At 60.6% G+C, this 12,381-nt stretch carries 6 protein-coding genes; all 6 read left to right on the forward strand.

What is annotated here, in order from left to right; translation table 11 throughout:
* The first annotated feature begins 129 nt into the window (after positions 1-129).
* The gene (gene rpoB / locus HY36_RS08810) at positions 130-4,266 is read left to right on the forward strand and encodes a DNA-directed RNA polymerase subunit beta (protein WP_035551241.1); all 4,137 of its coding nucleotides are present in this window, start codon (positions 130-132) and stop codon (positions 4,264-4,266) included.
* Positions 4,267-4,386: 120 nt separating this feature from the next.
* Complete coding sequence (gene rpoC / locus HY36_RS08815; protein ID WP_035551243.1) at positions 4,387-8,607, forward strand: DNA-directed RNA polymerase subunit beta'; 4,221 nt, start codon at positions 4,387-4,389, stop codon at positions 8,605-8,607.
* 96 nt (positions 8,608-8,703) lie between these two features.
* The gene (locus tag HY36_RS08820) at positions 8,704-8,961 is read left to right on the forward strand and encodes a hypothetical protein (protein ID WP_035551246.1); all 258 of its coding nucleotides are present in this window, start codon (positions 8,704-8,706) and stop codon (positions 8,959-8,961) included.
* A gap of 257 nt (positions 8,962-9,218) precedes the next feature.
* The gene (gene rpsL / locus HY36_RS08825; RefSeq protein ID WP_027837380.1) at positions 9,219-9,590 is read left to right on the forward strand and encodes a 30S ribosomal protein S12; all 372 of its coding nucleotides are present in this window, start codon (positions 9,219-9,221) and stop codon (positions 9,588-9,590) included.
* 12 nt (positions 9,591-9,602) lie between these two features.
* Positions 9,603-10,073, forward strand: coding sequence for a 30S ribosomal protein S7 (rpsG, locus tag HY36_RS08830; protein ID WP_027837381.1), 471 nt, complete (start codon positions 9,603-9,605; stop codon positions 10,071-10,073).
* 90 nt (positions 10,074-10,163) lie between these two features.
* Complete coding sequence (gene fusA, locus HY36_RS08835) at positions 10,164-12,311, forward strand: elongation factor G (protein WP_035551248.1); 2,148 nt, start codon at positions 10,164-10,166, stop codon at positions 12,309-12,311.
* Positions 12,312-12,381 lie beyond the last annotated feature (70 nt).

Genomic DNA, 12,381 nt, shown 5'->3' on the forward strand with positions numbered 1-12,381 from the left:
GCGTTCGCGCGAGGCGCTGCTCTTTCAAAGTCTTGCGCGGCGGTCTCATTCCGAGGCCGCCGCGAACTCGCGTTCTGGCGATAAAGTCTTCAGCCCGGTGGCTGTCGACACAAAAAATGGGATCCTGGGATGGCACTCTCCTTCACGGAAAAGAAACGTATCCGCAAATCCTTCGGGCGCATTCCCGAAGCCATCGAAATGCCAAACCTGATCGAGGTTCAGCGCGAAAGCTACGAACACTTCCTCCAGATGCACACGCCCGCTGAAAAGCGGACGGATGATGGCCTGGGCGGTGTGTTCAAGTCCGTGTTCCCGATCACTGACTTCTCCGAGCGGGCGACGCTCGAATATGTCTCTTACGAATTTGAAACGCCGAAATTCGACGTGGAAGAGTGCGTCCAGCGCGACCTGACCTATCAGGCGCCGCTGAAGGTTCGCCTCCAGCTCGTCGTGTTCGATGTTGACGAAGATACCGGCGCTCGCTCCGTCAAGGAAGTGAAAGAGCAGGAATGCTATCTTGGCGACATCCCGCTGATGACCGACAAGGGTACGTTCGTCGTGAACGGCACCGAGCGCGTGATCGTGTCCCAGATGCACCGTTCGCCGGGTGTGTTCTTCGACCACGACAAGGGCAAGACCCATGCGTCCGGCAAGCTGCTGTTCGCGGCCCGCATCATCCCGTATCGCGGGTCCTGGCTCGACTTCGAGTTCGACGCGAAAGATGTTCTGAACATCCGGATCGACCGCAAGCGCAAGCTGCCGGCGACCACGATGCTTTACGCGCTGGGCTATGACACCGAGCAGATCCTCGACCTGTTCTACACCAATTCCATCTACCGCCTCGACAAGGCTGGCTGGATCACCGGATTCCGCGCCGATGCGTGGAAAGGGGTGAAGCCGGAATTCGACCTGGTCGACGCGAAAACCAACAAGGCTGTTGCCGAAGCCGGCAAGAAGATCACCGCCCTGAAGGCCAAGCGTATCGCTGAAGCCAACACGGACGAGATCCTGGTGCCGTCTGACGCGCTGGTCGGCAAATTCCTGGCCCGTGACGTGGTGAACACCGAAACCGGTGAGATCTTCGGCGAAGCCGGCGACATGCTGGAAGAGGAAATGCTCGCCGAAATGCGCGAGTATGGCATCGACACGATCGAAGTGCTCGACATTGACGCCTCTGGCCGTGGCCCGTGGCTGCGCAACACGCTGAAGGCGGACAAGAACGAAACCCGTTTCGAGGCCTTGTCCGACATCTACCGCGTGATGCGTCCGGGCGAGCCGCCGACCCAGGAAGCGGCTGATGCCCTGTTCGGCCAGCTCTTCTTCGATCCGGAGCGTTATGACCTGTCCGCTGTTGGCCGCGTGAAGATGAACATGCGCCTGAACGTCGGCGTGCCGGGCTATGAAGCTGCGGCAGACGACATGCGCGTGCTGCGCCATGAAGACATCATCGGCGTCATGAAGGTCATCCTCGACCTGAAAGACGGCAAGGGCGAAGTCGACGATATCGACAACCTCGGCAACCGCCGCGTTCGTTCTGTCGGTGAGCTGATGGAGAACAATTACCGCATCGGTCTCGTGCGCATGGAGCGCGCGATCAAGGAGCGTATGGGCTCTGTCGATATTGATACGGTGATGCCGCATGACCTGATCAATGCGAAGCCGGTCGTGGCATCTGTCCGCGAATTCTTCGGTTCCTCGCAGCTGTCCCAGTTCATGGACCAGACCAACCCGCTGTCAGAGATCACGCACAAGCGTCGTCTCTCCGCGCTTGGGCCGGGCGGCCTGACGCGTGAGCGCGCTGGCTTCGAAGTCCGCGACGTGCACCCGACCCACTATGGCCGTATCTGTCCGATTGAAACGCCGGAAGGGCCGAACATCGGTCTGATCAACTCATTGGCCACGCATGCCCGCGTCAACAAGTACGGCTTCATCGAGAGCCCTTACCGGAAGGTCGTGAACGGCAAGCAGACCGATGAAGTGGTTTACCTGTCCGCCATGGAAGAGAGCATCTATTCCATCGCCCAGGCGAATGCGACGGTTGACGCTGATGGCCAGCTGGAAAACGAGTTCGTCAACGCCCGCGTGGCTGGCGAAGCGACCATGGTTTCCCGCGATGACATCCAGTACATGGACGTGTCGCCGAAACAGGTTGTCTCGGTTGCTGCCTCGCTGATCCCATACCTCGAAAACGATGACGCCAACCGCGCGCTCATGGGATCGAACATGCAACGTCAGGCTGTGCCGCTGGTCCAGTCCGAAGCGCCGTTCGTCGGCACCGGCATGGAAGCCGTTGTGGCCCGCGACAGCCGCGCCGCCATCACGGCCCGCCGCTCCGGTGTGGTCGAGCAGGTCGACGCGCTGCGCATCGTGGTTCGCGCCACCGAAGATCTCGAAGGCTCCAAGTCGGGCGTCGACATCTATCGCCTGGCCAAGTTCCGCCGTTCGAACCAGAACTCCTGCATCAACCAGCGCCCGATCGTGCGCGTGGGCGACGTCGTCTCCAAGAACGACATCATCGCTGACGGCCCGTCGACGGATCTGGGTGATCTGGCGCTTGGCCGGAACGTGCTCGTCGCGTTCATGCCTTGGAACGGCTACAACTTCGAGGACTCCATCCTGATCTCCGAGCGGATCGTGAAGGATGACGTCTTCACCTCGATCCACATCGAGGAATTCGAAGTCGCTGCCCGTGACACCAAGCTGGGCCCGGAAGAAATCACCCGCGACATCCCGAATGTTGGCGAGGAAGCGCTCCGCAACCTCGACGAAGCCGGCATCGTGGCCGTGGGCGCCGAAGTGAAGGCTGGCGACATTCTCGTCGGCAAGGTCACGCCGAAGGGCGAAAGCCCGATGACGCCGGAAGAGAAGCTTCTCCGCGCCATCTTCGGTGAGAAGGCGTCCGATGTTCGTGACACCTCCCTGCGTGTGCCTCCGGGCGACGCCGGTACGGTTGTGGATGTCCGCATCTTCAACCGCCACGGCATCGACAAGGACCAGCGTGCCCTTCAGATCGAGCGTGAGCAGATCGAGAAGCTGCAGGAGGACAAGGAAGACGAACAGGCCATCCTGGAGCGCAACACCTATAACCGTCTGCGCGACCTGCTGATCGGCAAGGAAGCTGCGGCCGGGCCGAAAGGCTTCACGCCGGGCAAGATCTCTGCCGCTTCCCTGGAAGACCTCACCGAGACCCAGCTCTGGGATATCGCCCTGAAGTCCGAAAAGGCACAGGCCGAACTCGACGCGCTGCGGGAGCAGTTCGACGGGTCGATCCAGGAGCTGGAAGCTCGCTTCAACGACAAGGTTGAGAAGGTCCAGCGCGGCGATGACCTGCCACCGGGCGTGATGAAAGTCGTCAAAGTGTTCCTGGCCGTGAAGCGCAAGCTTCAGCCGGGCGACAAGATGGCTGGTCGCCACGGCAACAAGGGGGTTATCTCCAAGATCAACCCGCAGGAAGACATGCCGTTCCTCGAAGACGGTACGCCGGTCGATATCGTGCTGAACCCGCTGGGCGTTCCGTCCCGGATGAACGTTGGTCAGATCCTCGAGACCCACACAGGCTGGGCCTGCCGTGGTCTTGGCCGGATCATCCAGAACGCGCTCGAAGAGTTCCAGCAGAACAATGACGTGGAAGGCCTGCGCGCCGCCCTGAAGACCGCCTATGGCGAAGAGCAGGAGCTGCCGGGGGAAGATGGCGAGATCATCGAACTCGCCGGAAACCTGCGCAATGGTGTGCCGATGGCAACGCCGGTGTTCGATGGTGCCCGCGAAAGCGACATCAACGCGATGCTGGAACGTGCCGGGCTCGACTCCTCGGGTCAGGTCAACCTGTTCGATGGCCGGACCGGCGTGAAGTTCTCGCGTCCTGTCACCGTCGGCTACAAGTATCTCCTCAAGCTTCACCACCTGGTGGACGAGAAGATCCACGCCCGTTCGACCGGACCATACTCACTCGTTACGCAACAGCCGCTGGGTGGTAAGGCCCAGTTCGGTGGTCAGCGCTTCGGGGAGATGGAAGTCTGGGCGCTCGAAGCCTATGGCGCAGCCTACACGCTGCAGGAAATGCTGACCGTGAAGTCCGACGACACGGCCGGTCGCGCCAAGGTCTACGAGGCCATCGTCCGCGGCGACGATACGTTCGAAGCCGGTATTCCGGAAAGCTTCAACGTGCTCGTCAAGGAGATGCGGTCCCTCGGCCTGAACGTCGAGCTGATCGAGGAAGGAAGTGATGGCGATAGTGACGAGGAAGCCCCCGTCGCCGCCGAGTAGAGCTGATACCAAACCGGACTGCCCCGCTGGACTGGCGGGGCAGATCGGTCGAAACTGAGATTTCATAGGGCAGGGGCCCGCCAGCCCCATAACAACCGCCCACCCAAGGAGCAGACACCCATGCGCCAGGACGTCGCCAGCATTTTCAACCCGAATACCCCGTCGCCGACTTTTGAGGCGATCCGGATCTCGATTGCCAGCCCGGAAAAGATCCGGTCCTGGTCTTCGGGCGAGATCAAGAAACCTGAAACCATCAACTACCGGACCTTCAAGCCGGAGCGGGACGGTCTTTTCTGTGCCCGTATCTTCGGACCGACGAAGGACTATGAGTGCCTTTGCGGCAAGTACAAGCGCATCAAGTATCGCGGCATCACCTGTGAGAAGTGCGGCGTTGAAGTGACCCTGGCGCGCGTGCGCCGTGAGCGCATGGGCCACATCGACCTGGCTGCACCGGTTGCCCACATCTGGTTCCTGAAGTCGCTGCCGTCCCGGATTTCCGCGCTGCTGGACATGGCGCTGAAGGATGTGGAGCGCGTGCTCTACTTCGAGAGCTACATCGTGGTCGAGCCGGGCCTGACCGAGCTTGAGCCGCTGCAGCTGCTCACCGAAGAAGAATACATGGACAAGCAGGACGAGCTTGGCGAGGACGCGTTCACCGCCATGATCGGTGCGGAAGCCATCCGCGAACTGCTTCAGGGCCTGGACCTGCCGGTTCTGGCCGAGACGCTGCGCGAGGAACTCGCCGAGTCGACGTCCGAACTGAAGACGAAGAAGCTGTCGAAGCGCCTGAAAGTGGTCGACGCCTTCCTGATGTCGCGCGCCAAGCCGGAATGGATGATCATGCAGGTCATCCCGGTGATCCCGCCGGATCTGCGCCCGCTGGTGCCGCTGGACGGTGGCCGCTTCGCGACCTCTGACCTCAACGACCTGTATCGCCGGGTGATCAACCGGAACAACCGCCTGAAGCGCCTGATGGAGCTTCGCGCGCCGGACATCATCATCCGGAACGAAAAGCGGATGCTGCAGGAATCCGTCGACGCCCTGTTCGACAATGGCCGTCGTGGCCGCACCATCACGGGCACCAACAAGCGCCCACTGAAATCGCTGTCCGACATGCTGAAAGGCAAGCAGGGCCGCTTCCGTCAGAACCTGCTCGGTAAGCGCGTCGACTATTCCGGCCGTTCGGTCATCGTGGTTGGCCCGAGCCTGAAGCTGCACGAGTGTGGCCTGCCGAAGAAGATGGCGCTGGAACTGTTCAAGCCGTTCATCTATGCGCGCCTCGACGCCAAGGGCCTGGCCGGTACGGTCAAGGCGGCGAAGAAGCTGGTCGAGAAGGAAAAGCCGGAAGTCTGGGATATCCTGGACGAGGTGATCCGCGAGCACCCGGTTCTGCTGAACCGCGCGCCGACGCTGCACCGTCTGGGTATCCAGGCATTCGAGCCGAAGCTGATCGAAGGCAAGGCCATCCAGCTTCACCCGCTGGTCTGTGCCGCGTTCAACGCCGACTTTGACGGTGACCAGATGGCCGTGCACGTGCCGCTGAGCCTTGAGGCCCAGCTGGAAGCGCGCGTCCTGATGATGTCCACCAACAACATCCTGTCGCCAGCGAACGGCAAGCCGATCATCGTTCCGTCTCAGGACATTGTTCTGGGTCTCTACTACCTGTCCCTGGACCGCGATGGCGAGCCGGGCGAGGGCATGATGTTCACGGACGTCGCAGAGATCGAACAAGCCATCGACAACGGCCTCGTCAGCCTGCACTCCAAGGTGAAGGCGATGTATGAGGGCGTGGATGATGAGGGCAATCCGTGGCGCCGCGTGATCGACACCACGCCGGGTCGCTTCATGATCGCCAACATCCTGCCACGCATGAAGGGCATCCAGCCTGACCTCGTCAACACGACGATGACCAAGAAGACGATCTCCAAGATCATCGACGAAGTCTATCGCCTGTGCGGACAGAAGGCGACGGTGATCTTCTGTGACAAGATGATGGAGCTGGGCTTCCGCGAAGCTGCGAAAGCCGGCATCTCGTTCGGCAAGGATGACATGGTCATCCCGGCCGCCAAGCAGAAACTGGTCGACGCAACCAAGGAACAGGTTTCCGAGTACGAACGCCAGTATGCTGATGGTCTGATCACGCGTGGTGAGAAGTACAACAAGGTGGTCGACGCCTGGTCGACCTGTACCGACAAGGTTGCTGACGCCATGATGGACTCGGCCGCCGAGGCACAGGCTGCCAAGGGCGACCGCAAGGCCCAGGTCAACTCGATCTACATGATGGCCGACTCCGGTGCGCGGGGTTCGAAGAACCAGATGAAACAGCTGGCCGGTATGCGCGGCCTGATGGCCAAGCCGTCGGGTGAGATCATCGAGACGCCAATCATCTCGAACTTCAAGGAAGGTCTGACCGTTCTTGAATACTTCAACTCGACGCACGGTGCCCGTAAGGGTCTGGCTGATACGGCTCTGAAGACGGCGAACTCGGGTTACCTGACCCGCCGTCTCGTTGACGTGGCTCAGGACTGCATCATCAACGAAGATGATTGCGGCACGGAGAATGGCATCGACATCTCTGCTGTCCTGGAAGGCGCCGACGTGGTCGTCTCCCTGGCAGAGCGCATCCTGGGCCGTGTGACGGCTACGGACGTGAAGAATGTCGACGGCGAGCTGGTCGTTCCGGCCAACACCTATATCGACGAAGAACTGGCCGATACGATCGAGAAGGCCGGTGTCGATATGATCAAGGCACGTTCGCCACTGACCTGCGAAACCAAAAACGGTATCTGTGTTCAATGCTACGGTCGTGACCTGGCGCGCGGTACCGTCGTCAACCGCGGTGAAGCGGTTGGTGTCATCGCGGCCCAGTCCATCGGTGAGCCGGGTACACAGCTCACCATGCGGACGTTCCACATCGGTGGTGCGGCGCAGGTGGCGGACCAGTCCTCTGTCGAATCGAGCTTCGAAGGCACGATCCGCTTCAAGGATGCCGAGTTCGTGACCCGCAAGGACAAGACGCTGGTTGTTGTCGGCCGCCGTATGCAGGTGGAACTGGTGGACGGCGATGGCCGTACCCGTCAGTCCTTCCGCCCGGCCTATGGTACGCGCCTGATGGTGAAAGACGGTGAGAAGGTGCCAGCCGGTACGCTGCTCGCCGATTGGGACCCATTCGCCCAGCCAATCGTTTCCGAAGTCAGTGGACAGATCAAGCTGGTCGACGTGATCGACGGCGTGTCCGTTCGCGAAGAGACAGACGAAGCGACGGGTATCTCCTCGCGCGTCATCATCGACTGGCGCTCTGCGACCAAGTCGGCTGACATCAAGCCGTCCGTCCAGATCGTTGGCGACAATGGCGAGCCGGTGAAACTGCCGAATGGCAGCGATGCGGTCTATCTCCTCTCCGTTGGGGCCATCCTGTCTGTCGGTGACGGCGACACGATTGCTGCCGGTGACACGATTGCCCGTGTCACGACCGGTGGTGCGAAGACCAAGGACATTACCGGTGGTCTGCCGCGTGTGGCTGAACTGTTCGAAGCGCGTCGTCCGAAGGACCACGCCATCATCGCGGAAGTCGACGGCAAGGTCGTCTACGGTCGCGACTACAAGAACAAGCGCCGCGTCTCTATCGTTCCGCTGGAGGAAGATCGGGAGCAGATCGATTACCTGGTGCCGAAAGGCAAGCACCTTGCCGTTCAGGATGGGGACTTCATCAAGCGTGGTGAATACCTCATGGACGGTAACCCGGCCCCGCAGGACATCCTGCTGACGCTGGGCGTAGAGGCGCTGGCCAACTACCTGATCGACGAAGTGCAGAAGGTCTATCGCCTGCAGGGCGTGCCGATCAACGACAAGCACATCGAAGTCATCGTGCGTCAGATGCTGCAGAAGGTGGAAATCACCGATCCGGGCTCCACGGGCCTGATCAAGGGCGAGCATGTCGACGTGATCGAGTTCGAACAGGCCAACGAAGCGGTACGCAAGTCCCGCAAGAAGGACCAGGAAGAGGCGAAAGCCATTCCGCTTCTGCTCGGTATCACGAAGGCGTCCCTGCAGACCCGCAGCTTCCTGTCGGCTGCCTCGTTCCAGGAAACCACCCGCGTCCTCACCGAGGCGGCGATCATGGGCAAGGTCGACACGCTGGAAGGTCTCAAGGAGAACATCATCGTCGGCAGCCTGATCCCGGCCGGTACCGGTGGTGGCATCCGCCAGTTCCGCCGCGTGGCTGCCGATCGCGACAACAAGCTCCGCGCCAAGCGGGCTGCTGCTGCGGCCAAGGAGCAGGAAGCGCTGGAAACCCCGGCCGCCCTGCCGGCACCAGAAGCCGAGACACCGGCCGAATAGGCCAGCTGTCCAGCTTGAACCCAATTGGAAAGCCTGCCAGTTTCGGCAGGCTTTCCTGCGTTTGGGGCAGGAAGTCCCGACCCATCGGAGTGCCTCATGCGAGACAGCCATTTTGACCGGAAAGACATGATCGGGGCCGCCTGCGCCGTGCTGGCCATTGGGGTGATTGCGTTCCTGACGCTGGATTCGTGGGCCCGCAGCGACTGCCGCGACCTGTTGCGGACGGGCGATTTCGCGTCTTCGGAAGGGGAGGTGACAGACCCTGATCTGGCGGCTCTGGAGGCCCGTCTCCGGGCGGGTGAGGGGTCTGATGCAGAGACGGCTTGCGTGCAGCGGATCGGTTTGCCCTTTTGACCAGACCGTCACGGCACCGAAACAGCTGTAGCCAGACAGCAGCATGCCCTTGACGCCAGCGCCTGAGAGGCTTACACGCCACCAATCGCCAGAGAGGCGGAAGGCTTGAAAAGGCTGACTGCCGCACCGGAACAGGTGGTTTCGGTCAATCTGGCCCCCAAGTTTTCGTCCGTCCCGGAGGCCAATCGCGGCATTCGGGGCACAATCCGTTACCGGCCCATCGGGCCATTTGATATCAGAAGAGACAGAAGGCCCGAATGCCAACGATTCAACAGCTCATTCGCAAGCCGCGTCAGCCAAAGCCGACGCGTACCAAGACACCGGCCCTCAAGGCCTGCCCACAACGCCGCGGCGTGTGCACGCGCGTTTACACGACGACGCCTAAGAAGCCGAACTCCGCGCTTCGTAAAGTGGCCAAGGTTCGCCTGACGTCTGGTTTCGAATCGCTGTGCTACATTCCGGGTGAAGGCCACAACCTGCAGGAGCACTCTGTGGTGCTGATCCGCGGCGGCCGTGTGAAAGACCTTCCGGGTGTGCGCTACCACATCGTGCGTGGTGCCCTCGATACCCAACCAGTCAAAGACCGTAAGCAACGTCGTTCGCACTACGGTGCGAAGAAGCCGAAATAAGGAAGCCGAAGCATGTCTCGTCGTCACTCCGCTGAGAAGCGCCAAGTTCTTCCGGATCCGAAGTTCAAGGACGTGGTTGTTTCCAAGTTCATGAACCAGATCATGCGCGACGGTAAAAAGTCCGTTGCCGAGCGTATCGTTTACGGTGCGTTTGACCTGGTCGAAGGCCGCGCAAAGAAGAACCCTGTCGAGGTTTTCCACGAAGCACTGGAAGCTGTTGCCCCGGCTGTTGAGGTTCGCTCCCGCCGTGTTGGTGGTGCAACCTACCAGGTTCCGGTTGAAGTTCGTACTGAGCGCCGTCAGGCCCTGGCCATTCGCTGGCTGGCCGCTGCTGCTGCAGGCCGCAACGAGAACACCATGCGTGAGCGCCTCGCTGGCGAACTGATGGATGCCTCCCAGGGCCGCGGCAACGCCGTGAAAAAGCGGGAAGACACCCACCGTATGGCAGACGCCAACAAGGCGTTTTCACACTACCGCTGGTAATCAGCACTGGAACTGAGGAGCGATTGCGGGTAACGCGCCCGAAAATCGCTCCGAACTTCCTCCCGGAAACCAGACACGAAGGTTTATCTCATGGCCCGCGAATACACGCTGGATCGCTATCGTAACTTCGGCATCATGGCTCACATTGATGCTGGTAAAACGACCACGACCGAACGCATCCTCTACTACACCGGTAAGTCTCACAAGATCGGTGAGGTCCACGATGGCGCCGCCACGATGGACTGGATGGAGCAGGAGCAGGAGCGTGGCATCACGATCACGTCCGCTGCGACCACGACGTTCTGGTTCCGCACCGAAGACGGCAAGACGCCGACTGGCATCTATGGCGACACGCCAGAGGAAGCCAAGTTCCGCTTCAACATCATTGATACGCCCGGACACGTTGACTTCACCATCGAAGTCGAGCGCTCCCTGGCTGTTCTGGACGGCGCGGTCTGCGTGCTGGACGCGAACGCCGGTGTTGAGCCGCAAACGGAAACCGTTTGGCGCCAGGCTGACCGCTACAAGGTTCCGCGCATCGTGTTCGTCAACAAGATGGACAAGATCGGCGCTGACTTCTTCAACTGCGTCGAGATGATCAAGGACCGCACCGGTGCGATCCCGGCTCCGATCCAGATGCCGATCGGCGCTGAGAACGAGCTGGAAGGCCATGTCGACCTGATCACCATGAAGGAATGGGTTTGGGCCGGTGAAGATCTCGGCGCAAGCTGGGAAATCCGCGACATCCGTCCTGAGCTGAAGGACAAGGCTGAAGAGATGCGCGCTGAGCTCATCGAAATCGCCGTCGAAATGGACGACGCCGCGATGGAAGCCTATCTGGAAGGCAACGAGCCGGACGAAGCCACGCTTCGCACGCTGATCCGGAAGGGCACGCTGAGCCTGTCCTTCGTGCCGGTTCTGTGTGGTTCCGCGTTCAAGAACAAAGGTGTCCAGCCGATGCTGAACGCCGTGATCGATTTCCTGCCAGGTCCGCTCGACGTGCCGCCTTACATGGGCTTTGCACCGGGCGACGAGGACGAAGTCCGCAACATCGAGCGTAAGGCTGACGACAGCCAGCCATTTTCCGGTCTTGCCTTCAAGATCATGAACGACCCTTACATGGGTACGCTGACCTTTACGCGGATCTATTCCGGTACGCTCTCCAAGGGCGACAGCTTCATGAACTCCACGAAGGGCAAGAAAGAGCGCGTCGGCCGTATGGTCATGATGCACTCCAACAAGCAGGACGAGATCACGGAAGCCTTCGCAGGTGACATCGTGGCCATCGCCGGCCTGAAGGAAACCACGACCGGCGACACGGTCTGTGACCCGAACAAGCCAGTCGTTCTGGAAACCATGACCTTCCCGGATCCGGTGATCGAGATCGCGGTTGAGCCGAAATCCAAGGCTGACCAGGAGAAGATGTCGGTTGGTCTGCAGCGCCTCGCCGCAGAAGACCCGTCCTTCCAGGTCGAGACGAACCACGAATCCGGTCAGACGATCATGAAAGGCATGGGCGAGCTTCACCTCGACATCCTGATCGACCGCCTGAAGCGCGAATTCAAGGTTGAGGCCAATATCGGTCAGCCGCAGGTGGCTTACCGTGAGAAGATCGGCCGCGGTGCAGAGATCGACTACACGCACAAGAAGCAGTCCGGTGGTACCGGTCAGTTTGCTCGCGTCAAACTGGAGTTCGAACCGCTCGAATCCGGCTCTGGCTTTATCTTCGAAAGCAAGATCGTCGGTGGTGCGGTTCCGAAGGAATACATCCCGGGCGTCGAAAAAGGTCTGGAAAGCGCCAAGGAAAACGGCCTTCTGGCTGGCTATCCGGTTACGGACTTCAAGGCCACGCTGGTCGACGGTGCGTTCCACGATGTGGACTCATCGGTTCTCGCCTTCGAAATCGCGTCGCGCGCTGCGTTCCGCGAACTGAAAGGCCAGGGCGATCCGCGCCTGATGGAACCGGTCATGGCAGTGGAAGTTGTCACGCCGGAAGACTATATGGGTGACGTGATTGGTGACCTGAACTCCCGTCGGGGTCAGATTCAGGGATCCGAGCCACGCGGCAACGCTGTCGCGATCAAGGCCTTCGTCCCGCTGGTCAACATGTTTGGTTACGTGTCTGACCTTCGCGGCATGTCGCAGGGTCGCGCCCAGTTCACGATGCTCTTCGATCACTATGATGAAGTGCCACGTGCCGAAGCCCAGAAGATCATTTCGGAAGTCGCTGGTTCTTAAGCAATTGTGGCCGGATATCCGGCCCTGAATTTAGACTAAAGGAGAGGCCCGATGGCCAAGGCAAAGTTTG

The organism is Hyphomonas atlantica corrig., from assembly GCF_000682715.1.
Lineage (GTDB): Bacteria > Pseudomonadota > Alphaproteobacteria > Caulobacterales > Hyphomonadaceae > Hyphomonas > Hyphomonas atlantica.

Bases quoted from the DNA above. Each gene is read 5' to 3' on its own strand.
- rpoB (WP_035551241.1), top strand. From the start codon at position 130: ATGGCACTCTCCTTCACGGAAAAGAAACGTATCCGCAAATCCTTCGGG.
- HY36_RS08820 (WP_035551246.1), top strand. From the start codon at position 8,704: ATGCGAGACAGCCATTTTGACCGGAAAGACATGATCGGGGCCGCCTGC.
- rpsG (WP_027837381.1), top strand. From the start codon at position 9,603: ATGTCTCGTCGTCACTCCGCTGAGAAGCGCCAAGTTCTTCCGGATCCG.
- fusA (WP_035551248.1), top strand. From the start codon at position 10,164: ATGGCCCGCGAATACACGCTGGATCGCTATCGTAACTTCGGCATCATG.
- rpsL (WP_027837380.1), top strand. From the start codon at position 9,219: ATGCCAACGATTCAACAGCTCATTCGCAAGCCGCGTCAGCCAAAGCCG.
- rpoC (WP_035551243.1), top strand. From the start codon at position 4,387: ATGCGCCAGGACGTCGCCAGCATTTTCAACCCGAATACCCCGTCGCCG.